General features: G+C 41.2%; 23 protein-coding genes. 7 read left to right on the plus strand and 16 right to left on the minus strand.

Translation table 11 applies throughout. From position 1 onward, the window contains the following. Window positions 1–28 precede the first annotated feature (28 nt). From LAQ65_RS11400 to LAQ65_RS11420, 5 genes are all read left to right on the plus strand, one after another. On the plus strand, window positions 29–1,522 hold the full coding sequence (locus tag LAQ65_RS11400; protein WP_224117094.1) for an amino acid permease: 1,494 nt from the start codon (window positions 29–31) through the stop codon (window positions 1,520–1,522). A gap of 6 nt (window positions 1,523–1,528) precedes the next feature. After that, window positions 1,529–2,992: a betaine-aldehyde dehydrogenase gene (gene betB, locus LAQ65_RS11405; RefSeq protein ID WP_224117095.1), complete on the plus strand. Its 1,464-nt coding sequence runs from the start codon at window positions 1,529–1,531 to the stop codon at window positions 2,990–2,992. Between the two features lie 8 nt (window positions 2,993–3,000). Next, the gene (betA, locus tag LAQ65_RS11410) at window positions 3,001–4,647 is read left to right on the plus strand and encodes a choline dehydrogenase (RefSeq protein WP_224117096.1); all 1,647 of its coding nucleotides are present in this window, start codon (window positions 3,001–3,003) and stop codon (window positions 4,645–4,647) included. Between the two features lie 123 nt (window positions 4,648–4,770). Beyond that, on the plus strand, window positions 4,771–6,192 hold the full coding sequence (locus tag LAQ65_RS11415; protein ID WP_224117097.1) for a DUF1254 domain-containing protein: 1,422 nt from the start codon (window positions 4,771–4,773) through the stop codon (window positions 6,190–6,192). A 28-nt stretch (window positions 6,193–6,220) separates the two neighbouring features. Then, complete coding sequence (locus tag LAQ65_RS11420) at window positions 6,221–7,660, plus strand: DUF1254 domain-containing protein (protein ID WP_224117098.1); 1,440 nt, start codon at window positions 6,221–6,223, stop codon at window positions 7,658–7,660. A gap of 34 nt (window positions 7,661–7,694) precedes the next feature. On the opposite strand, the gene LAQ65_RS11425 is transcribed toward LAQ65_RS11420, so the two are convergent. Continuing rightward, window positions 7,695–7,988 (minus strand): hypothetical protein, encoded by a 294-nt coding sequence (locus LAQ65_RS11425; protein ID WP_224117099.1) that lies wholly within the window; start codon window positions 7,986–7,988, stop codon window positions 7,695–7,697. 174 nt (window positions 7,989–8,162) lie between these two features. On the opposite strand from LAQ65_RS11425, the gene LAQ65_RS11430 reads away from it, so the two are divergent. Continuing rightward, complete coding sequence (locus tag LAQ65_RS11430) at window positions 8,163–9,944, plus strand: purple acid phosphatase family protein (protein ID WP_224117100.1); 1,782 nt, start codon at window positions 8,163–8,165, stop codon at window positions 9,942–9,944. A 95-nt stretch (window positions 9,945–10,039) separates the two neighbouring features. On the opposite strand, the gene bla is transcribed toward LAQ65_RS11430, so the two are convergent. The 4 genes from bla to LAQ65_RS11450 form a co-directional block, all read right to left on the minus strand. After that, window positions 10,040–10,777 carry a BlaB/IND/MUS family subclass B1 metallo-beta-lactamase gene (gene bla / locus LAQ65_RS11435; RefSeq protein ID WP_224117101.1) on the minus strand — a complete coding sequence of 246 codons (738 nt, stop codon included), beginning with the start codon at window positions 10,775–10,777 and terminating at the stop codon, window positions 10,040–10,042. 106 nt (window positions 10,778–10,883) lie between these two features. Then, window positions 10,884–11,534: a phosphoribosylanthranilate isomerase gene (locus LAQ65_RS11440; RefSeq protein ID WP_224117102.1), complete on the minus strand. Its 651-nt coding sequence runs from the start codon at window positions 11,532–11,534 to the stop codon at window positions 10,884–10,886. After that, window positions 11,531–12,019: an NUDIX hydrolase gene (locus LAQ65_RS11445; RefSeq protein ID WP_224117103.1), complete on the minus strand. Its 489-nt coding sequence runs from the start codon at window positions 12,017–12,019 to the stop codon at window positions 11,531–11,533. The genes LAQ65_RS11440 and LAQ65_RS11445 overlap by 4 nt, the downstream gene beginning before the upstream one ends. 195 nt (window positions 12,020–12,214) lie before the next feature. Continuing rightward, on the minus strand, window positions 12,215–12,754 hold the full coding sequence (locus tag LAQ65_RS11450) for a hypothetical protein (protein ID WP_224117104.1): 540 nt from the start codon (window positions 12,752–12,754) through the stop codon (window positions 12,215–12,217). A 166-nt stretch (window positions 12,755–12,920) separates the two neighbouring features. Here LAQ65_RS11450 and LAQ65_RS11455 point away from each other — a divergent pair, with 166 nt between their 5' ends. Continuing rightward, complete coding sequence (locus tag LAQ65_RS11455) at window positions 12,921–13,823, plus strand: winged helix-turn-helix domain-containing protein (protein ID WP_224117105.1); 903 nt, start codon at window positions 12,921–12,923, stop codon at window positions 13,821–13,823. 341 nt (window positions 13,824–14,164) lie between these two features. Here the strand turns inward: LAQ65_RS11455 and LAQ65_RS11460 are convergent, their stop codons facing one another. From LAQ65_RS11460 to LAQ65_RS11510, 11 genes are all read right to left on the minus strand, one after another. Then, window positions 14,165–14,584 carry an ester cyclase gene (locus LAQ65_RS11460; RefSeq protein ID WP_224117106.1) on the minus strand — a complete coding sequence of 140 codons (420 nt, stop codon included), beginning with the start codon at window positions 14,582–14,584 and terminating at the stop codon, window positions 14,165–14,167. A 198-nt stretch (window positions 14,585–14,782) separates the two neighbouring features. Then, complete coding sequence (locus LAQ65_RS11465; protein ID WP_262901449.1) at window positions 14,783–15,580, minus strand: PhzF family phenazine biosynthesis protein; 798 nt, start codon at window positions 15,578–15,580, stop codon at window positions 14,783–14,785. 95 nt (window positions 15,581–15,675) lie between these two features. Further along, entirely contained in the window at window positions 15,676–16,173 is a 498-nt protein-coding gene (locus LAQ65_RS11470) for a YybH family protein (protein ID WP_224117107.1), read from the minus strand. A gap of 103 nt (window positions 16,174–16,276) precedes the next feature. Continuing rightward, window positions 16,277–16,744, minus strand: coding sequence for a hypothetical protein (locus tag LAQ65_RS11475; protein ID WP_224117108.1), 468 nt, complete (start codon window positions 16,742–16,744; stop codon window positions 16,277–16,279). Between the two features lie 48 nt (window positions 16,745–16,792). Further along, window positions 16,793–17,077 carry a HepT-like ribonuclease domain-containing protein gene (locus LAQ65_RS21190; protein WP_224117736.1) on the minus strand — a complete coding sequence of 95 codons (285 nt, stop codon included), beginning with the start codon at window positions 17,075–17,077 and terminating at the stop codon, window positions 16,793–16,795. A gap of 22 nt (window positions 17,078–17,099) precedes the next feature. After that, window positions 17,100–17,423 (minus strand): nucleotidyltransferase family protein, encoded by a 324-nt coding sequence (locus tag LAQ65_RS11485; protein WP_224117109.1) that lies wholly within the window; start codon window positions 17,421–17,423, stop codon window positions 17,100–17,102. Between the two features lie 272 nt (window positions 17,424–17,695). Next, a complete protein-coding gene (locus tag LAQ65_RS11490; protein ID WP_224117110.1) occupies window positions 17,696–18,295 on the minus strand; it encodes a hypothetical protein in 600 nt (199 codons plus the stop codon). 271 nt (window positions 18,296–18,566) lie between these two features. After that, window positions 18,567–19,013, minus strand: a complete 447-nt coding sequence (locus LAQ65_RS11495) for a cupin domain-containing protein (protein WP_224117111.1) — start codon at window positions 19,011–19,013, stop codon at window positions 18,567–18,569. Window positions 19,014–19,308: 295 nt separating this feature from the next. After that, complete coding sequence (locus LAQ65_RS11500; protein ID WP_224117112.1) at window positions 19,309–19,941, minus strand: hypothetical protein; 633 nt, start codon at window positions 19,939–19,941, stop codon at window positions 19,309–19,311. Between the two features lie 214 nt (window positions 19,942–20,155). After that, window positions 20,156–21,076: an SDR family NAD(P)-dependent oxidoreductase gene (locus tag LAQ65_RS11505; RefSeq protein WP_224117113.1), complete on the minus strand. Its 921-nt coding sequence runs from the start codon at window positions 21,074–21,076 to the stop codon at window positions 20,156–20,158. A gap of 264 nt (window positions 21,077–21,340) precedes the next feature. After that, entirely contained in the window at window positions 21,341–21,874 is a 534-nt protein-coding gene (locus LAQ65_RS11510; protein WP_224117114.1) for a hypothetical protein, read from the minus strand. Window positions 21,875–21,977: the final 103 nt, after the last annotated feature.

Consider the following 21,977-nt stretch of genomic DNA (forward strand, 5'->3'; position numbering starts at 1 on the left):
TTCAATATATTGAATATTCAATTCAAATATGAAGGAATCGCCGGTTACGGATAATAAGGATCTCGCCAGGTTTGGTTACCGCCAGGAATTGCAACGTTCCATGGGTAGCTTCTCCAGTTTTGCTGCAGGGTTTTCTTACATCTCAATTCTTACAGGTCTTTTCCAGATGTTTCATTTAGGGTATGGTGTTGCAGGGCCCGGCTTTTTCTGGACCTGGCCATTTGTATTGGTTGGTCAATTTCTGGTGGCGCTCTGCTTTGCAGAACTGGCTTCCAGGTTTCCCTTATCCGGCGGGGTGTACCAATGGGCAAAGTATACCGGGAACCCTTTCCTGGGATGGATGACAGGCTGGATTTACCTGGCTTGCCTTGTTACCACTATTGCGGCTGTTGCCATGGCACTCCAGGTGAGCCTGCCCCAAATCTCCAATTCCTTCCAGGTCATTGGAACCTTACATGACCCAAAATCGGTTGCCATCAATGCCATAGTTCTGGGTTCTGTTCTGATTGTGATAAGCACTATCGTCAATGCCAGGGGTATTAAGCTACTGGCGCTGATTAATAATATTGGTGTCTTTGCCGAACTGATTGGCATTGTATTGCTGATCGTTTTGCTTTTTTTAAACAGGGTGAGGTCCCCGATCGAAGCGGTCGTTCACGTTAAAAATATGGGACCTGCTTTAACCTCTTTTCCTGACCTTAAAACCTTACTGGCAGCCACCGCCTTGACAGCCTCGTATGTTTTGTACGGATTCGATACTGCCGGGACACTTGCTGAAGAAACGCATGATCCCCGTAAAAAGGCGCCCCGTGCTATTTTGCAGGCCCTGCTTGCCGCTGGGTTTGCGGGATTACTGGTCTTGCTTTTTGCCTTGATGGCTGTGCCTGATTTGGGTATGCCGGATTTGGGTGATATCAGCGGTGGATTACCGATGTTGGTGAAAACAGTTTTGGGTGAAACTGCAGGCAGCCTCTTTTTGTGCGTTGTTATTTTTGCCATCATTGTGTGCACCCTTGCCGTGCACTCCGGAGCAGTAAGATTATTGTTCGCCATGGGGCGTGATGGGTGCCTGCCCTATAGTAAATCCTTATCGCATGTTTCGCCGGGAACCCATACGCCTGTTTTAGCTACCTTACTTTGCGGATTGGGTGCCATCATTATTTTGGCGATCAATCTCCAGTTTCCAAAAGTATTCGAGTTGGTTACCTCTATTGCCATACTTTGGGCTAACCTGGCCTACTGGATAGTGGTCGCACTCCTGCTGAAAAACAGGTTTACATTGGCCGGGAACGGTGCTGATACCGAAGCAAAATTTAGTTTAGGCAAATGGGGTTTGCCGGTTAATATCCTGGCGCTCATCTGGAGCAGTTTTATGGTGATCAATGTGTCATGGCCCCGCACGGCAACCTATGGTTTCGAATGGTACCAACAGTATGCAGCATGGATTTATACTGCTGGCTTGATTGCCCTTGGTGTGATCATTTATTATTACCGGTTAAATAAAAGACAAAGAATTTTGTAAAAAAATATGGCGTACACCCAATTTATAGATGGCGAATTAACTGCAGGTGCAAACAGGGAATCCTGGATAAACTATAACCCGGCGAATAATACGCCCTTGGGAGAGGTTTTCCAGGCAAATGCGCAGGATATTGAAGCAGCCGTTGGTTCAGCAGAAAAAGCATTTCATGACTGGCGTACCAAAACCGGGGCAGAACGTGGCCGTGTTTTGGTGAAAGCAGCTGAGATATTAAGATCCAGGCTGGAACAAATTGCGTTGTTGGAAACGCAGGATGTGGGAAAGCCTATTTCGGAATCCCTGGCTGTGGACATTAGTTCGGCGGCGGATGCCCTGGAATATTTTGGCGGTATTGCTGCTGGCATTCATGGCGAGTATGTTGATTTAAAAAACGCTTTTGGTTATACGCGTCCGGAGCCACTGGGTGTATGTGCAGGCATTGGTGCATGGAACTACCCGATCCAGATCGCTGCGTGGAAAGCTGCGCCAGCCCTGGCTTGCGGCAATGCCATGATTTTTAAACCATCCGAACTTACACCGGTTACGGCACTTGAATTAGCTAAGGCATTTATGGAAGCCGGCGCCCCGCGGGGTTTGTTTAATGTTGTGCAGGGCGATGGCAGGGTAGGAGCCATGTTAACAGATCATCCGCGCATAGCAAAAATATCCTTGACAGGTTCTGTTGCAACGGGTAAAAAAATCTTTGCCGGTGCTGCCAGCCAACTGAAACGGGTCACGCTTGAATTGGGTGGAAAATCTCCCTTGATTATTTTCGAAGATGCAGATCTACAGAATGCGGTATCAGCAGCCTTGCTGGCCAATTTTTATACGCAGGGTGAAGTTTGTTCGAATGGTACACGGGTATTTGTGCAGCGTAAAATTTATGATGCTTTTTTAATGCAGCTAAAGGAACGGACGGAAAAGATCAGGGTGGGCGACCCGACAGATCCCGATACACATATGGGCGCAGTAATCAGTACCGCGCACCTGGAAAAAATCATCCGCTTTATTGATGCGGGAAAAGCGGCAGGGGCTACCTTATTGACCGGCGGCTCCAGGCCTGGAAAAGATTTCAAAGGAAGGGATATCAGTTCCGGCAATTTCCTAACGCCGGCTATTTTTACGGATTGCGATGATGCCATGGAAATTTGCAAAGAAGAGATCTTCGGTCCGGTGCTTTCCATACTCTGCTTTGATACTGAAGAAGAAGTGATTGAAAGGGCTAATAATTCCGCCTACGGACTGGCGGCTGGCGTGTTTACAAATGATATCAAAAGAGGCCACCGGGTCATTCATCAATTACAGGCAGGTACCTGCTGGATCAATAATTATAATATCACCCCTATTGAACTTCCTTTTGGTGGATATAAACAATCGGGCCTGGGCCGGGAGAATAGCCTTGCTGCTATTCAGTATTATACCCAGCTGAAAAGTGTTTATGTGGAATTGGGTAATGTCGAATCTCCTTATTAAAAAGTAAGATGGATAAAATTTTTGACACAATCATTATTGGCGGCGGGTCTGCCGGCTGTGTGCTGGCCAACCGGCTGAGTGAAAATCCTGACCATAAAGTGCTGGTGCTTGAAGCGGGAAGAAAAGATGCCTGGTGGGATATTTTTATTCATATGCCCGCTGCGCTGACTTACCCGATCGGTAGCCGGTTTTATGATTGGCAATACCAGTCGGAGCCTGAGCCCTTCATGAATAACCGCCGGGTGTACCATGCCCGTGGAAAAATATTAGGGGGTTCCAGTTCCATCAACGGCATGATTTTCATTCGGGGTAATCCATTGGACTATGAAAAGTGGGCAAAGGATCCGGGCATGGAAACCTGGGATTATGCGCACTGCCTTCCTTATTTTAAAAAATCGGAGAACAGGACCGCCGGAGCAAACGCCTGGCGTGGCGGAACAGGTCCGCTTTACCTCGAAACCGGTCCGGCCACCAACCCCTTGTTTACAGCATTTTTTAATTCGGCCAAACAAGCTGGCTATCCGCTGACTAATGATGTGAATGGCTACCAGCAGGAAGGTTTTGGCATGTTCGACCGCAACATCAAAGACGGGCGGCGTTGGTCTGCATCAACAGCCTACCTGCATCCTGTTTTAGGGGAAAGAAAAAACCTGGAAGTCATCTGTGGTGCGCTCACCACCAAAATCTTGTTCTCAGGAAAGCGCGCTGTTGGTGTAGAATATGAAATGGGAAATAATTTGCACAGGGTGAAAGCCAGTGAAGTGATTTGTTGTGGCGGTGCCATTAATACGCCCCAGGTCCTCCAGTTGTCGGGAATAGGAAATCCTGAAGTTTTGAAAGCAGCAGGGGTTGAGGTGCTGCACGAACTTCCTGGTGTGGGAGAGAATTTGCAAGATCACCTGGAGGTATATGTGCAGTTCGCCTGCAAGAAACCGGTAAGCGTTTATCCAGCCTTGAAATGGTATAACAAACCCTGGGTTGGACTGCAATGGATGCTGTTTAAAAAAGGCCCGGCGTCTACGAATCATTTTGAGGGCGGCGGATTTATCAGGAGTAATGAAACGGTGGCTTACCCTAACCTGCAGTTTCATTTTTTGCCGGTGGCGATACGATATGATGGCAGTTCGCCATCTGGTGGGCATGGCTACCAGGTGCATGTAGGCCCAATGAATTCTGATGCCCGTGGATCTATCCATATTAAGTCATCGGATCCAAAAGAAAAACCAGCCATACGGTTTAATTATTTGTCCACGGACCAGGATCGGAAGGAATGGGTGGAAGCCATCCGCTGTGCGCGTAAAATCCTGAACCAGCCGGCGATGGCTGAATTTAATGGCGGGGAACTGTCACCCGGACCGGCTGTTGAAACCGATCAGCAAATACTGGATTGGGTCAGGCGTGATGCAGAAACTGCCTTGCATCCATCCTGCACCTGTCGCATGGGTACGGATAACAGGTCTGTGGTAGATCCGCTCACGATGCGGGTGCATGGCCTGGAGGGTTTAAGGGTAGTTGATGGAAGTGTAATGCCGTATATCACGAACGGTAACCTGTATGCGCCAATTATGATGATTGCAGAAAAAGCGGCCGATATCATTTTAGGCAAACAACCACTCACCCCCGAAAAAGCTGATTTTTACAGAAAGCCGGACTAAACCTGCCGCACGGCTTTTGTTCTTTTAAACCTAATGATTATTTAATTTGTGAATCCCAAATACAATATTTTTTTCCCGGATTTTGCATATAGTTAATTCCGCATTACAGTAAACCATTCCGTTATGATGAAATCATTAGTTTCAACATTAGCTGTAAGTGTTTTCTTTTTCTATGGCTGTAACAATTCAGGCAGGACTGCTGATTCGAATGCTGGCAAAGATTCGACAAAAGCCGCAGGTCAATACACACCAGCGGCGATCGAAAAACTAGTGCAGGAAGCCTATTTCCATTGTTTTCCCATTGTAGAGAATTACAAAGCCATATATGCGTATGCTGTGAACAAAAGCTCCCCCAAATACCTTCCATTCAATATAGCCTACAAATCTACAGCCCTGTACTCGCCGGCAGACAAATTTGTGGTCAGTCCCAACAATGACACATACTATACAACAGCCAATCTTGATTTGCGCGCTGAACCAATTATCATAAAAGTGCCGGAAGTAAAGGACAGGTATTATTCATTCCAGCTCATCAGTATGGTAACTGATAATTTCGGCTATATCGGCACGAATTCAACCGGCTCGAAAGCAAATGTTTATGCCGTTACCTCGCCCAACTTTTCAGGCAAGCTTCCGGAAGGCGTGATAGAAATAAAATCTCCCAGCGAGTTGGTGGGCTTGATCGGCAGGACGGCCGTAAACGCAGATGATCCCAATGATGTAAAGAAGGCAAAGCAACTGCTCGAAAAATACCAGGTTGGCGTGATGAGCAAATTCTTTCCGGGCTTCCCACCGAAACCGGCAGAGCCGATCAATTTCCCGTCTTTTGATGAAGCGGATAAAACCAATGAAAGATTTTTTTCGCTGCTTAATTTTTTGTTGCCCTATACAAAACTTAGTGCCGGCGAGCAGGGGATCATTAACAACTACAAAGCCATTGGCATTGAAGCGGGTAAACCCTATACTTTTTATAATGATAACCCCGATTTACAACCAGCCATTAGTAACGGTATTAAGCGGGCTATTGCGCAAATAGATTCCTCCTCGAAACACCTGGGGAAAATAGTGAACGGCTGGTCCATGTTCCCCCTGGGTGATTATTTTGGGAACAACTATACAGACCGTACCAACATTGCTAAAATCGGCATATATGCCAACTCACCCAAAGAAGCCTATTACCCATTGGCTTTTACAGATTCCCAGGGTGAAATATTAGATGGTAAGCATAATTACAGCATCACTTTCCCGGCCGGCAACCTGCCACCGGCAAAATTTTTCTGGTCTTTAACAATGTATGAAAATAGCACACAACTTTTAGTTGAGAACCCTATCAAGCGGTATTCCATTGGTGACCGCACCAAAAGTATGAAACCCAATGCCGATGGGTCGCTGACTATTTATCTTGGTCATGCAGAACCAAAGCAGGGCCGGGGAAACTGGTTGCCCGCGCCGGCTGCCGGCTTCAATGTGATGATGCGGATCTATGGCCCTAAAGAAAATGTATTGGATGGCTCCTGGACGCCACCTGGTATCATCAGGCTGTAATGGAATTCACCAACACTATATTGTAATTATGGAAACAATGAATTTATTGCGTAAAACAAGGATCAGTACAATTTTCCTGCTTACACTTTTCATATTTTCTGCCTGCAAAACAAAAGGCAAAACCGAAGCGACATCACCGGTTGCCCTGACACCAGCAGAAGCGAGGGAGATCACGCGAATAGCCTACACTTATGCTTTCCCGGTAGTAGATAACCTGCGGGTCCAGTATGCTTTTTTTGTAGATAAAACGAATCCCGAATATAAGGCGCCGTATAATCGGATATTTAATATTCCCCGTGTTTTTACACCAGACGATAAGGTAATTCAAACGCCTAATTCTGATACACCCTATTCCTGGGTGGGGTTGGATTTGCGGGCGGAGCCACTTGTTTTCATCATTCCACCAATTGAAAAAGAAAGGTATTGGAGTCTTCAATTGATTGACCTGTACACGCACAATTTTGATTACCTGGGTAGCCGCGCCACAGGAAACGGCGGCGGTAATTTTATGATTGCAGGCCCTGGCTGGAATGGCGTTACACCACCGGGCATTACAAAAGTGATCAGGTGTGAAACTGAGATTGCTTCCGCGCAATTCAGGACACAATTGTTTAATGCATCCGACCTCGAAAATGTAAAGAAAATTCAGAACCAGTACGTCGTTAAACCGCTCTCTGCTTTTCTTGGGCAAGCCGCTCCAGCGCCTGCGCCTGCAATCAATTTTATGACGCCGCTTTCGAAAGAAGCACAGCGGAGTTCATTGGATATTTTTAAGCACCTGAATTTTGCCCTTCAGTTCTGCCCAACGCATCCTTCAGAAAAAGAACTCATGGCAAATTTTAAAAAGTTAGGCATAGGTAGCGGCGAGGTTTTCGATACCACCAAATTTTCACCAGAAATAGTAAAAGCCATGCATGAAGGGATTGCAGATTCCTGGCAGGATTTTGCCAAAGTCATGCAGGAAACCAATGAAGGGAAAATATCTCCTGCTGATGCTTTTGGAACAAGGGAATACCTGAATGGCAATTACACATACCGGATGGCAGCTGCGGTGGCAGGAATTTATGGTAACAGTAAGGAAGAAGCCATCTATCCGAATTACTACCTCGATTCAGCCGGCAATAAGTTGAATGGTTCCAACCGGTACATAATGCATTTTGCACCCGGTCAGCTTCCACCAGCAAATTCATTCTGGTCTTTGACCATGTATGACTCTTCGGACCTGCTCGTGGCCAACCCAATCAATCGTTACCTGCTTAATTCTACAATGTTGTCGCAATTTAAACGTGATAAGGATGGCGGACTAACCCTGTATATTCAGCAAGGCGCTCCGGATAAGGCAAAAACAGCCAACTGGCTCCCTGCGCCGAAGGGTGTATTCAGGGTTGTGCTAAGGCTATATTGGCCCAGGAAAGAAGCACTGGACGGAACATGGAAGCAACCGAAAGTGCAAAAAGTTGCGGGTTGAAATGTATAACATGATGGAAATAAGTTGGAATGTTTTACCAAAGCTTGAAAATCTCGCGGCTGCCGGAAACATACATTTCATTCATGTCTTTGAACTTTTCCATTACCTTCTTTTCTTCCTCACTTTGTCCCATCGTTTTCATGGCTTCCTCGTAAGCTGTAAGGCTCTCGAAACGGGAAGCAATAATAACCCGGTGAAACTGGCCGGTCATATCCGTCATTACGGAAACATTCTTTTGTGGTACAACCTCAGCCCATTCCTTAAAAAGTTTTGCAATCTTGGAAGCATTGCCTGGCTTGCAATTAAAAATGTCATGCACTACAATCATAACGAAAATTTTAGGTTGACATAAATGGGTATTAAATATAACATTTTTAACGCAAGGGATACCCGGTGGCGGACATAAAGAAAACAGGTTCTTATTTGAGTATTAAAAGCGCAATTCAATCTCTTTGCCTTGCAAACTGTATAGCAGGGCTTACCATTGATTATAATCTTCTTTATGTATCAAAATAACCGATTTGTAAAATCACTGAATCTCATTGTTGTTTGCGGATTTTTGGCGACCCAGTTTTCCTGCAAGACCCCGGACAATCGTTCGGTGAAACAGGTGATGGACAACAAAATAACCGAATTGTACGCCTCAAAAACTGAGTCAGAACTTGCAGCACTGGACTACCAGCAGGCTAAAGCGCTGTTCTCTCCAGCCGATTTGAAAATCCTGGGTTCCCGCCACTGGATGTTTGAAGCGAATGTTCCGGTAACCGTTTCGGTTTTCAGGAGCAAAAAACAGGAGATTGTTCCGTGGTGGCTGGCGGAAAATGGATTCACAAAAACCCGGCTATCGGTTAAGAATGAGCATACCGAATACGAAATCTGGCAGAAAGCATTTCCCGCAGGTCATGTCGGGCTGGGTATCGATGGATTTGAAAATAATGGACTGCACTACTTTGTGGCAGTTCAACCGCAGCAAAAAGGAGACCAGCTCACCCTGGACAAGTTTTTCCCGGAAAACCAATATGTAGGTGTTTTGCAGGATAGCGCATTTACCTATCACGACTGGGACGAACTGGTACTAATCGGTGTTCCGGAAGAACTGAAAGGCGCACAATTGCTGACAACTATCCGTGGCCGTGGAACCGAATCGCATTTGGTGGGCGCATTCCGGAAAACTGACCACCCGTCTTCAAAGGATCCCGACCAGGTGATGCTGACATGGAGTGGCGACCCTTCTACCTCCGTTGATATTCAGTGGAGAACCAATACAACCATACCGGACGGGAAAATTAATTACCGCAAAAAAAGTGACGGGGTGGTCCACTCAGCCGACGCAGGCAAATTCAGGCTGGAAGACCGTTTGCTGATGAATGACCGCTTTATCAACCGCTTTACCGCAAAAATCACAGGTCTCGAACCCGGCACTGTTTATGAATACCAGGTTTTGCCTGACACTACCTGGAAGCCGGATTATACTTTCACAACTGCTGCAGCGGATAATGATTTTTCGTTTACCTGGTTTGGCGACACACACTATTCCCCGGTATTTGGAAAAATGTTTAACCGGGCAGATTCAAGTCACCCCGATGCTGCATTTTATACTATTTCTGGTGACCTGGTGAGCGATGGACTTTACAGCGATCAGTGGGACAAGCTGATTTCTTTTGCACCGCAGGTGATTGCTAAAAAGCCGCTGATGTGTGTACCCGGAAATCATGACAACAGGTATGGTTTGGGCGCCGCAACCTATAGGGCCATGTTCAGCTATCCTGAAAATGCACCTGCCGGCGTGCCCAAAGAACAAACCTATTCCTTTACCTACAAAAACACGCTCTTCCTGATGCTTGACTGCACTTCACCCATCGAGGCCCAGACAAGCTGGATTGAAGAACAATTGAAAAACAGCAAAGCCACCTGGAAAATTGCCATGTTTCACTTTCCACCGTACAATTTCGAAGAACCTTACCCCAATATCCAGAAAGCCTGGATACCGGTTTTTGACAAGTACCATGTGGATATGGTTTTAAGTGGGCATACCCATAATTACATGCGTTCTAAACCGATGAGCGGTGGCCTTGTGACGGATTCCTATAAAAAGGGAACAGTTTACCTTATTTCTATTGCAATCCCTTCGCATCACGAGAATATGACAGCAGAACCTTATGCAGCCGTTCGCTTTGCCGATGGACAATATTACCAGTACCTGAAAGTGGAAGGGAACAAATTCACCTATACAGCGCTTAATGCTGATAATAAAGTAGTCGATTCGTTTACCATCAAAAAATAAAACCGTTACAATACACCGCCACGGTGGATTGTTTTCAGATCGATGCTGAATTTGAAGATTTGTCCAGGAAGAAAGGGAGATGAGTGAATGGTGAATTAGTGGTTATTTTTCTTCTTTAGTTCTTCTGCCATAGATAAAGTGTGTTCCAATGACATTGGGTTTGTCCAGTCACCATGTCCTGGAATAACAAACTTTGGCGCTTTACATTTTTTCCGGACATTTTTCACAGTTCCCGCGTAGGCTTGCAGGTTTGCGTCTCCTAAGTTACCCAGGTCATCATCTTCTGTGCTCTTTATAAGGCAGCCTCCATAGAGTATTTTCTCTTTTTCAAACCACAGCACAATATTGTCGGGGGTATGTCCGTGCCCGGGGAAATAAGTTTGAAACGAATATTGTCCAATTTTGAAAGTAGTGTCTTTATCAACCAGGAACTCAGCCCTTTTTTTACTATTGGCTTTGCTGAGTTCATCTGTTTGTTTGCTGGTATAAGTTTTAATGCCCAGGTTTCTAAAATATTCCAGTCCGGCAGTTCTGTCGTCGTGAAAATGAGTTGCGATACAAAAAATGACGCTTTTGTTATGCCTGGTTTTTATGCTATCAAGTAAAGGTTGAAATTGACTGGTATCCCAGGGCGTGTCAAAAATAACGGCACCTTCATTGGTTATAAAATATAATCCGTTTGCCGGGACAGGGGTGCCCTTGTATAAGTTATAGGTCGTATAAATATAAAAGTCACCAGTAAGATGAGTGATTTTCAAACTACCTGCCGGGGGTTGTCCGAAACTGCTTAGTAAGTAGAAAAGGGAAATTATTGTCGTAATTATTTTCCGCATGGTGTTGTTCGTAAAGTGTAAATCTTCAGCGTAAAGTGCACTGGTAATTTAGTAAATTAAGTGATTTCGCCGCTAACGGGCAATACCGATGTTAGTGGCAGTTTTGTTAGTCCATCGCTCTGAAAAAATCTTCAAGTTTCTGTTCGTCAAGTCGTCCGTTTGTTCTTACGCTGCTACATAGGTCAAGTCCAAACGGCTGCACATATTCAATTGCTTGTTTTACGTTGTCCTTGTTTAGTCCGCCTGCAAGAAACAGGGGGATTTTTATACTTTCTCTTATTTGTTTACTTAAATCCCAATTGTGAATTCTTCCTGTTCCGCCAAGTTCTTTAACTGATAAATTTGGATTTCCACTGTCAAGTAAAATTGCGTCAACAAAAGCAGATATTTCAATTGCCTCTGTTACAGAATTGTTGTCGATAACGTGAATAACCTGAACTAGTTTTACATTAGGAAGTTCGTCTCTTAACTTTTGGTATTGCCTATTTTCTAATTCATCAACTATTTGAATAGTCGAGGTGTTAACCCTTTTGTAATGGGAAATTATTTCATCAACGTTTGTTTCACTTGTTAGTAAAAAAGTTGAAATTGGTGGTGGAACAACTTTAGCAATTTCATTTATTAATTTGTCCTCAATTACACCTGGTCCACTTGGCATTTTGCCAACCAAACCCAATGCAGACGCTCCATATGTTACGGCTGTAAATGCTTCATTTACACTACTTATACAGCAAATCTTTACTCTTGGTCTCGTCATATTACTTTTATGTTTTCGATTTCCTCTTCCATTGATAAGAGGTTTAATTTATCATCATATTCTGCACTAAATGCAAAGGGTTTGTTGTCAAGAATATATTTATAAATGTACCAATCAGTTTTTGGTGTCGGTACATTTAACAAGTTGTCAAATGAAATCCACATTAAAGACCCTTCATTACAATTTGGGGGTTCAATAAAGTCAATGTCTGCGATATAAACATAGCCTGTCCAATTATATTCTGTTGGTGAGGTTTCCGTCAAAATACCGCAATATTTCATTGAGTCCACTTTTATTCCTGTTTCTTCAAAAGTTTCCCTGATTGCAGATTTTAATGGGCTTTCAAAGGGGTCAAGTTTACCACCAACTGGTGTAAAATTGTCTTTGTTTGGTTCTTTAAGTCTTTTAAGTAACAAAAATTTGTCCTGGTGTCGCAAAATGCAAAGTGTCGCTGTTCTTTTAAGTCCTATCGGTATTTTGTTCATTGTGAATTATCTTTTAGGGTGAGGCAAAACCGCATGTTGTACGAAGGCTTTCTATTTATTCCTGTAATGTCAGATATTTTAAATTATTACATCCACAAAGAATTTCTTTATCGTATATCTCACGAAACATTTTATTGGACTCCAGTAACTTCAGGAACAAAACATATACGTGTGCGTATTTGATAATTTATTTACTCAGCAACCCCCTTTGCGAGGCACACGTTTATAAATTATTATACTATCCCGTTCTACATAGTCGCCCGATACTATTGGATATGAATACTTGGGCGCGTGCGATACGTTACGGCTTCTTATAATTATCTTGTCGTTAACTTTCAGGCTATGCAATTGCTCAAGTTGAGACTTTTCCGGCTCAAATTTTAAAATATAATCGTCGCCATTAATGCTGACCATCACGCCGAAACCTAATCTTGAGCCTGGCGGAAGAGAAAGAGAGGTTATAACAGCCTCCATATTGGTAGAATCACGTATATGCTTCATTATTTTAGCTGCACTGCCAAGCACTTTTTTACCTTCGGGGGACGCTACCCAGTTTTTGTACTGTATACCACCAGGGGTAGCATACCATTTTTTCAATTCGGCTTTCCTTTCTTCATCAGAGAGTGGCTTTGGGATTGATTTTTTAGACGTTTCATTTTTGATTGCGCGATTAGCAAATACTAGTCCGCTTACCACAACCAGCGATAAGATCAGCACATAAATTACTTTTTTCATAACTGTATAGGTTTAATTGTCATAGTTCTATCTCCATATAAACCAGGTCTGTGTAGGGCATTTCTTTTATTTTTCATATCCTTTAAACCTGGTGCAACAAAACTACTTTGATCCTTTACAGCCTGGGCATTTGGATTGTAAATAAAGATGTAACCTTTGTAAATAAATGGTAAACAGTATATTTCATAGCCGAAATCTTCTATCCGGGAAACGTAAGTACCTGCCCGGATTGTTACTACTCCTGTTTATCTCTATAATCTTCCTGGCTTTCAGTATGGCTGGCAATGACGACTTTGATATTGCCAGGAGGGAAGTTTTACTCCGCAGGATCGGGCATGAAATACTACTGCAGTCGGGCGATAGTACATCACGGGTGCTTCCAGTAAAAAAGATCGCCGAAAATGAATACCAGATCAGGTTTGAGAATGATCTTACTTTTCAACCCGACTCCCTCGTAAATACTACTCAGCGTTTGTTGGCCAAAGACCCGCTGGCACGTGATTATGTTGTTAACGTACTGAACTGTTCCAATGCCAGTGTAGCGTATGGGTATGCCATATCAAAAAATAAGAAAGATGATATTGTATCCTGTATAGGAAGAAGGCAACCCAAAGCCTGTTATATGATTAACATTAAATTTAAACCAACGGGTATAATAACAGTAAGGAATGAATATTTTTTGGGCGGTCTGTTATTTTTAGGATTTGTTGGATTTATTTTTTTGAGACCTGTTAAGCCGCGGCGGATCTTACCTGAAAGTCGGCATGCAGGTCTGTTCACTTTGGGATCAATGTCGTTAGACACGGAGAATCGAAAGCTCATGATAAAAGGAAATACAGTAGACTTGACCAAAACTGAAACACGTGTGCTGGGTATTTTCGCGTTATCTCCCAACGAGACTATCGAGCGGAGCCGGCTGCAAAAAGAGATATGGGAGGATGAAGGTGTTATAGTGGGCCGTAGTCTTGATATGTTCATATCAAAACTTAGAAAAAAGCTTGAAATTGATCCTAACATTAAGATTGTAGTTATACGCGGCAAAGGGTATAAGCTTGAAATTAGCGCTTAAGAAAATCTTCCAGCTGCGAATCTATAACCGGACTTACTTTTTTTGCGGTAAACTTGCTCAATAATAAAAGATAATTAAGCGGACAGTACAGACGGTTCGTTTTTTACAGCTTGCGTACAACGACCATGCATTGGTGTAGGAATGGCATTTATTCTCTGCTGCCTGGTCCCAAAGCCGGCGCTTAATAAAAAGTTGATTGTATAATTCATATTTTCAGTAGCACCACTGCCGCCGAAACAACTGCTGATCAGTGAAAATATCGATGAAGCGTATCGCTTCCGCCGTGCTTATACCAATGCAACAGTTGTGCGTTCCTGCTTTTTCTCAATATTGATTACAAATCAAATAGATTGCTTTTTAAGTTCTGCAATAACAGTCTGTAAAGTATTTAGTCCCCAATGTTCAAAATACTTTCCATCACGCAGTCGAACAATGTCTATAACATCTATTCTGATTTTTTTGAAAGTCGGAGGTATATCCATAAGTACGCCCTGATGCGTCCCAATGATTGCTTTTCTGGTTGTCACTTTGTCGTCTTCTGCAATTTGGTCATATATCTCTACTGTTAAGTCTGGAAATGCAGGTTTTAAAATATTCTTAAAAGTATGCCACATCCCATCTGCTCTATTATTGGTTGATGGTGCGGTTCTGTTAATAAATTCATCGTGCATTAGTGCTTGGAATGTGTCTAAATTACATTCCTCAATTACTTCTTTATTAAATCTTCTTATTACAGATTTGTTTTCTTCTAAAATGTTCATTTCAAATTGTTTTGTAAAATATATGTTGCCTTAGTGTTGCGGTTAGTATGACGCACAACGACCAGGTATTGTCGAAGTACAGGAATTTGTTGCTTGTCCTGCCCAAACCACTGCTGCACAGCTTACAAATGGTGCGACACAGCTTCCGTCTGCCTGTATTTTGCCTATGCTCGTGTTGTGTGCTGTTTTTATTACTTGTCAAGCTACAAACTTACCTTCAAATATTATGACCGCTTCTCCATATATATATACTTTGTCATTGATTAGTTCAGTTGTCATCATACCTGTTCGTGAAGAAGATTGAAAAGCCTGGAACTTATTTTTGCCAAGTTTTTTTGCCCAATACTTTGTAAGAAATGTTTGTATGCCGCCCGTTACAGGATCTTCATTCGTTCCTGCCCACGGCCAAAAGTATCTATAATGAAAGTCGAAGCTGGGATCATTAGATTTTGCTGTAACCAAAATACCATTTATGCCACTGTATGAATTTATTAATGCCAGAAAATCAGGCTTTAGATCGGATAGTTTATTTGAGTCATTTATTTCAATAAGAATGATCTTGTTATTGGGGCTAAACCTCGTATCTAAGGCCTTGCTTATTCCTAAGGCAGTGAATACGGATTCGGGAACAGAGATTTCTGTGGTCTCATATACTGGAAATTGCATTACAATTTTGCCTTCGGCCTTCTCAATTTTCAATTCGATGTTTTCGCAGTTTACGAAATGTATGTCTTCCAGAGTAGAAGTTTCAAATATAATTTTTGCGGCTGCCAATGTTGCATGGCCACATAAAGGAATTTCCTTTTTGGGTGTGTAAAATCTGATACTATAAGTCTTGTCGGAAATCTGTTCTATAAATGCAGTTTCAGAAAAGCCAATTTCTGTTGCAATGCCTTGCATGGTTATACTGTCCAAATTGCTTTCGACAATACAAACTGCAGCTGGATTTCCTTTGAATTTTTGATTGGTAAAAGAGTCTACAAAATAAGTTTTCATTTTAATAGTGTCTATGAATAAAGAAGTGCCGCAAAATAGCATAAAGCCCAATGTTGTATGTTAGCTTTTCTTTTGTGACAACTGTAACAAAGATTTTATTTTGCAGCTGGCATACTTGTACTCCCTATGTCACGATACAATTTCCAATCACCATTTCGCTTTTCCCAAACGACAACATATTTACCTCTGTCGATTAATGATTTTTTTTCATCTTTCATTTCATAGTTACCCGTTTCGATTATAAGCGCTGGGCTTCCGGTGATATCTGTGGTTAAAAACGTCATTTCTTTGATTCCCATCCGAATGGCAGAACCCCAAGCATTGAGAATATCATTACCCTTCACAACTTCGCTATTGTCGAGCAATAATTCGGCATCTGGCCAATAATGAGACGCTAACGCAGAAGAATCACCGGCTTCAATTTGTTCTGAAAATTTCATATTGATACTGTCTATAAATGACTTCGCCCATTGTTTGTCTAAAGCCTGAATTTCAGCTTCCGGATTTGGCAATTTTTCAGAATTATTCGATTTGCAAGACGAAATATAAAAGCAAATTATTGATGCTGCGATAAAAAAATATGACTTTGTCATAAAAATAAAATTTTAATAAAACGAAATGTCTTTTTAAAGTGACGTACGACGTCCAGGGCTTTATGCTATTGGGGCTTAGCCAACAATAGCATAAAGCCCCATGTTAGATACGGTGCCGTCTCTTAATCACGTTGCGTTTAGAATAATTTTCTTTCCAGATTTTTATAAAATATTTATCTCCTGGATTTTCCTGATAAGCTTTATCAAGATTTGAAGAACTTACTCTTACTTTATACCAATCAGGTTCTATATTTAATTCGAGCTCAACTTTAAAATTTGGACAATCTAAAATCTGTAATTTTCCTGATTTGATTAATAAGCTGCCTTCTACAATATGATCAAATTTACTCAAATCCTTTTCATCTATTTTTGAGTCCAATAATTCTATTTCAATATTTGCCTGTGCTTCGTCGTTCTCAATTGAAACTCCGAGTATCCCATCATCTATTGCAAGTCTATCATTAAATGCTTCGCTATTCCAAAAGTCTTGACTTCCGGTATCCCCACTTGCATATTTATCTGCGATGTAGAATTGTCCATATTGGGTGAAGATTGAAAGTTTGTAAGTCATTGCACTTTTTTAGGTATTGCAGCTAACTGCTCTGTTGCGCGTTGTACATTACTCACTCAATAATTCCATTACCTCCTTCTGAAGCACAGGTAAATACTCAGTAACTATACCCCATATGATTTCATCTGAAACATGGTCATAGCCGTGAATTATTCTATTCCGTGTAGAAATAATTTGTCGGGCAAAGGACAATTGAATTGAATCATTCTTATGTAGAATCCTGTTTGTCGCCTCTCCGATAATTTCTAAATTCCTTTCAACTGCCCTGCGCGTCCGGGTATCATTCTTATATGCAACAAACTCTTTGGGAACTTCTTCAAAAAAGCCATCGATCTAATTGATGGCATTTAACATATCATATAACCATGTCTTTATCTAAATTTCCATAAACTAATTGCCTGGAATTTGAAATAGACTCCTTAAAATAGGGATTCTTCAATGCACTCTCTTCAACTAAGTCTACAGTCCTTTCAAACAAGTCCTCTAATGAAAATTTAAAATTGAAGTAATTATTCGTGTAAATTGCCAAGTTCATTGGGTCGAAATTGACTAATAAATCAATATCACTTGTATCGTTAAATTCTCCTCCAAGTACTGAACCAAATGCATATAACTCCCTTATCTTGTATTTTGCACAAAGCACCTTGATTGGATCTGAATATTTGTCCAGCAAATTCATAAGGCTAAATTAATCAATTTTCGCAATTAATAGGAGGCTCCGAATATGGGGTCCGGGTATAACGCGCAACGGCCAGGGTTTTCTGTTGTGCTGATATTCTGTGATTCTTCAGCCCGAACCGAAGCTGAGTAAAGTTAATGCAGTTGATGTTATATTCTGTTGCTCGGTTTTATTCGTCCAAGCCTGGACTGCAGCTGACAAGCGAATGGGACGATCAGTATATATTCTACAGCCAGCATAGCAGAAAACCCCCTGTTGGCGGTAGTGCTTTTTTAATATAGTTCGTTTTCCATAGGTACTACGTCTTGTAATTTTGGCAATGGTCTTATCAATATCTTTTTTCTTTTGTTACTTAATACCTTGTCTGTATCGTATCGTTCTGTTTTTTCAACTCTAATTCCTGTTGAAAGATTAAAGTCCGTTGTTGTCATTTTACCGTGCCCGTCAGAATAAATCATTGAAAAACCAATCAACTCAAAATTCCCGTTTTGAAATATAAATTTATGTTCATAATGTCCGCGTAATAACTCAAAGTTTACACTTAAAACGCCTTTTTCTATTGTTACATCCGAAAATCTATTTCCCATCATGTAGCCATCTCTGCCATTAGGATATTGAGGCTCTATGATTTTCGTTGAGGAAGTAATTAATTTTGATTGTCCATTTTGGTCTTTGAAAAAGATTTGAAGTCTATATGGGGCAGTCTCACTTAAGGTGTCTTGTGTTACAACAATTTTGTCCGCTATATTGTCTTTATTCAAATCACCTTCGACCTCTATTACCTTGTTATTAAAGTTGTAATGCGGTGTATCATTCTGTGCAAAACCAGCCAGATGAATTACCATTAAAATTGTCAGGAAAAATTGTTTCATGCTGTTTTTTGTAGCATTACCGCCAACGTTTTGGATTGCCGAAGGTGGGGGTATTGAAAACCGTCTGCCCGGTGCCAATGCTGAAAAGAAATATGATACTTAAAATTATCTAATTTTTTATTAGAAAGAGTCAAGCCCCAAACCAAAGCTGATATTGAGTTGTAGCTGAAGTGACAACGTCCTGCCCCCGCTTTTGGCAATGCATTGTTGGGCGCTGGCCTTTCATGCCTACCGTAACGGGTTACCAATATAAATTTGTCAACCACTTGTTTTAGCGAGCAGACTTTATCTCAGTCAATAGTATCGTGACTGTTGTTTTACCAATATTCTTAACGAAATGTTTGCCTCTTCTTTCTGACCACTCAGCCTTACCTTTTACTTCCTCAGTGTCAAAAGGCTTTTCATTTTCTGGATAAACTCTTAGTGTGCCGCCAGAGATAACATAGGACGTTTTTGGAGGGTGCGTATGTGTGCTATCCTTTTCTCCAGGTTTGAGAGAATATTCTATAACTCTGACATATTCATTTTCTAATAAAATTTTGGTTTTATCTGGTGAACTCTTAATAAAATCAATTTCTGTCTCATCAATTTTAGTTGAGTTTCCATTTTGTAAGGTGTCAATCGATGAAGTCAGCTCTTTGGCTTCTGTTGGCTTAGAATTTTGATTACACGAAATAGTCAGAGAGTTGATTGCGATAATTAAAATAGTTCTAGTCATTCCTCGTAAAATTTAATTTGTATTGATCGTCCTTGATTAGCCAGTGGAACTAGTCATTTAATAATTATTCGAACTCTCCGCGTGAACTGTTGGCCTAGGCTTGCGCCCAACGACCAGGCATTAGTGTAGGCAGGGAATTTATTCTCTGCTGCTTGGCGCTGAGGTTGATCGTTGATGAATTATTGATATTTTATTATAAATGTTCAATAGGACCACAATCGCCGAATATCATTGCTGATTAATGAACATATGACAATGCGTATTGCGGTCCGGCCCTGCTTGCACTAATGCAATGTTACCTGCCGTTATTTGCTCTAGAAATGACCCATATTGAAAATAAGAAGCCTATAAATATTACAATAATCTCACTCGAGGAAGTCCAAATACTTGCAAAATAATTTTTGGTTTTCATAATCCAGGATTCTCTAGGCTTATAATTAAAAATGTCATCATCGAGAAGCAAATCAATATTGAAAGGCGTTTTAGTAGTATCCGATGATAAATAGTAAAAATATATGTCATCTTCCAAATGCACAAATGTTCTAGCATTCTCAGCTTTCAGGATGTCAATGCAACTTACAAAACTCCAATACTTGGAATTTTTACCAAACCTGAATCTCAACCCATTAATTGTATCATTCTTTGCAAGTATTTCTCTTATCCGAAATTTAGAATAATTAAGATTTGCAATAACTAGCTTGTCATTACCTTCCATACCAACATTAACATAATTCCGATTTGGCGGAAAGACACCATTATAATCATCAAACAATGCTTGATACTTTAGCGGCAAATCTCGAGTACTCAAATAAAGTGGTAAAGTATAAATAGTCCTCTCACGAATCTCCATTCTTGAAAAATAAATAAACAATAATGGAAGTATCAATAAACTAATCAAACCCGGAACATAATAAATTTTATCTCTCATAGTCATGTCCAAAATTATATGTCAAACAAGACTTATGATGCAAACATTAAGGGTTTCCATAATGGCAGGTAACGGGCAGGGCTTGCTGCAGGGCTGGAATAGATGCTAGTCCAGCCCAGATGAATCACAACAGCGATAAAATGACCATTGCTCCAATGTCCAGCCAGCCTTGCTGCAAACCGGATGTTAGCGGTAGTAATATTTCTCGCCAAGCCTATTGACTAATCATTTTCATTGAGATGTTCCATAGTCGGTCTGCGTTGTCTTTGTCAAGTGCATACATTGCAACTCCCTCATAATTGTCAGGTCGTTTTGTTACAGTTTCAACCTCGTTGCAGTTTTCAAAATAGCGTCCACCGATATTGTGAAGCAACGGTGAAGTTGCTAATAAGATTGAAGTTGCTGCTCCTTGCTGTGGCGTTTTATGAAGCTCTGGCGCAGAACGAAGTTTTCCTCCAACGTGTTTTTGAAGGTTTGTTAATATGGCTCCTGGATTCAAAGCATTTACAGTAATTCCGTCTTTTAGCCAACGTTCAGTTGCACCAACTGCAAATAAAATGCAAGCAGTTTTTGCCTGTCCATAAGAAAGCAAAGCGTCATAAGGTCTGAACAAAAAGTTGATGTCGTCAAAAACAACTGGTGAAAATAAATGTCCACTTGATGCAACAACTACTATTCTTGCAGAACCTGAACTTTTCAAAGCATTGTGTAACCCAACAGAGAGTGCAAAGTGTCCAAGATGATTTGTCATAAATTGCATTTCAATACCGTCTGACGTTTTTTGTAAATCTGGTATTGCCATTACACCTGCATTGTTAATCAATATTTCCAAAGCTCCTTTCCAATTGTAAACAAAATTATTAATTGATCTAAGATTGTCTAAGTCAAGTTGAGCAACGAATACTTTACTATTTCCTGTGATTGCAATAATTTCATCTGCAACTTTTTTTCCTGCCTCAACATTTCTTGCGGCAATTGTTACTTCTGCACCTGCCTTTGCCAAAGTCTTTACTGTTTCTATTCCAATGCCAGAAGCTCCGCCTGTTACAATGGCTCGTTTGCCTGTCAAGTCTATTCCACTGATAACTTCATCGGCTGTCGAATGGAAACAAAAATTTGTTTTTATTAATGCCATAAAAATGATTGTTTAAATTTTGAAGGGTATCTCCAAATTATTACCGCCAACGAGCAAGTATTTACCAAATCTGGGACTGCGACTTGTGTCTGCCCGTACTGCTATTGATTGAAATTATTAGTTGAAGTTAAGAATTAAAGTTTTTTGATGTTTGTCCAGCCCGGAACCAAAGCAGAGCAAAGAAAAAAAGATGATTGTTATTCCGTCCGCCCAGCTTTTGCTAATACTTTTGTTGTCGGCAGCCTTTCTGGTAAAAGTCTTTGCCTATTGGTTATATGTTTTCTGTCCTTCTAAAAGAGTGGATAAAAACTCCTTTGATTTTTTGCTTTCACTTTTAAATCCAAAAAGTATTAGGAGCCAACCGAATAAAAACATTATAAACGGAATCAGTAATCCAAAAGAAAAGCCATTTTGGGTAATCTGTTTAGCTTGTAAAAGTCCGCCGATTAAAATAAATAGGCAAATGAGACCAACCAAACCTAGCCATAAACTCATAAATACTATTATAACAATTGAAGGCCGCATTTTAATCCTGATTTGTGTTTTGCCGAGGAAGCCGTTAATATTTCCGGAAATTGTTGGCAAAAATGAATTTCTATAATTTATAATCCTGATAATCTCAAAACTGTCATTTGAAATATTTCCTCGGTATGGTTTAGTTGATTCATTTCTGACAAAAGAAAATTGTGGTGTTTTTTTGGGATCAAGATTTTCTGAAATTCTTCTTTTTATCTCTTCAACACTTAATTTGGATTCCAATGTATAACTTTCAAAAGGGAAAATATTTTTTAGGGTCATTGTTAATAACGATTTTTGATATATAGAGTGCTTAAGGTTGCCTACAACTAACATGGCTTTATGCAGGTTGGGAATTGACCAACTGTCAGCCCGGAACCGCTGC

It is taken from the genome of Flavihumibacter profundi, assembly GCF_020076305.1.
Lineage (GTDB): Bacteria > Bacteroidota > Bacteroidia > Chitinophagales > Chitinophagaceae > Flavihumibacter > Flavihumibacter profundi.

Excerpts from the sequence above, each read along its gene's own strand:
- LAQ65_RS11400 (WP_224117094.1), top strand. The coding sequence starts at position 29 with ATGAAGGAATCGCCGGTTACGGATAATAAGGATCTCGCCAGGTTTGGT.
- betB (WP_224117095.1), top strand. The coding sequence starts at position 1,529 with ATGGCGTACACCCAATTTATAGATGGCGAATTAACTGCAGGTGCAAAC.
- betA (WP_224117096.1), top strand. The coding sequence starts at position 3,001 with ATGGATAAAATTTTTGACACAATCATTATTGGCGGCGGGTCTGCCGGC.
- LAQ65_RS11415 (WP_224117097.1), top strand. The coding sequence starts at position 4,771 with ATGATGAAATCATTAGTTTCAACATTAGCTGTAAGTGTTTTCTTTTTC.
- LAQ65_RS11420 (WP_224117098.1), top strand. The coding sequence starts at position 6,221 with ATGGAAACAATGAATTTATTGCGTAAAACAAGGATCAGTACAATTTTC.
- LAQ65_RS11425 (WP_224117099.1), bottom strand. The coding sequence starts at position 7,988 with ATGATTGTAGTGCATGACATTTTTAATTGCAAGCCAGGCAATGCTTCC.
- LAQ65_RS11430 (WP_224117100.1), top strand. The coding sequence starts at position 8,163 with ATGTATCAAAATAACCGATTTGTAAAATCACTGAATCTCATTGTTGTT.
- bla (WP_224117101.1), bottom strand. The coding sequence starts at position 10,777 with ATGCGGAAAATAATTACGACAATAATTTCCCTTTTCTACTTACTAAGC.
- LAQ65_RS11440 (WP_224117102.1), bottom strand. The coding sequence starts at position 11,534 with ATGACGAGACCAAGAGTAAAGATTTGCTGTATAAGTAGTGTAAATGAA.
- LAQ65_RS11445 (WP_224117103.1), bottom strand. The coding sequence starts at position 12,019 with ATGAACAAAATACCGATAGGACTTAAAAGAACAGCGACACTTTGCATT.
- LAQ65_RS11450 (WP_224117104.1), bottom strand. The coding sequence starts at position 12,754 with ATGAAAAAAGTAATTTATGTGCTGATCTTATCGCTGGTTGTGGTAAGC.
- LAQ65_RS11455 (WP_224117105.1), top strand. The coding sequence starts at position 12,921 with ATGGTAAACAGTATATTTCATAGCCGAAATCTTCTATCCGGGAAACGT.
- LAQ65_RS11460 (WP_224117106.1), bottom strand. The coding sequence starts at position 14,584 with ATGAACATTTTAGAAGAAAACAAATCTGTAATAAGAAGATTTAATAAA.
- LAQ65_RS11465 (WP_262901449.1), bottom strand. The coding sequence starts at position 15,580 with ATGAAAACTTATTTTGTAGACTCTTTTACCAATCAAAAATTCAAAGGA.
- LAQ65_RS11470 (WP_224117107.1), bottom strand. The coding sequence starts at position 16,173 with ATGACAAAGTCATATTTTTTTATCGCAGCATCAATAATTTGCTTTTAT.
- LAQ65_RS11475 (WP_224117108.1), bottom strand. The coding sequence starts at position 16,744 with ATGACTTACAAACTTTCAATCTTCACCCAATATGGACAATTCTACATC.
- LAQ65_RS11485 (WP_224117109.1), bottom strand. The coding sequence starts at position 17,423 with ATGAATTTGCTGGACAAATATTCAGATCCAATCAAGGTGCTTTGTGCA.
- LAQ65_RS11490 (WP_224117110.1), bottom strand. The coding sequence starts at position 18,295 with ATGAAACAATTTTTCCTGACAATTTTAATGGTAATTCATCTGGCTGGT.
- LAQ65_RS11495 (WP_224117111.1), bottom strand. The coding sequence starts at position 19,013 with ATGACTAGAACTATTTTAATTATCGCAATCAACTCTCTGACTATTTCG.
- LAQ65_RS11500 (WP_224117112.1), bottom strand. The coding sequence starts at position 19,941 with ATGAGAGATAAAATTTATTATGTTCCGGGTTTGATTAGTTTATTGATA.
- LAQ65_RS11505 (WP_224117113.1), bottom strand. The coding sequence starts at position 21,076 with ATGGCATTAATAAAAACAAATTTTTGTTTCCATTCGACAGCCGATGAA.
- LAQ65_RS11510 (WP_224117114.1), bottom strand. The coding sequence starts at position 21,874 with ATGACCCTAAAAAATATTTTCCCTTTTGAAAGTTATACATTGGAATCC.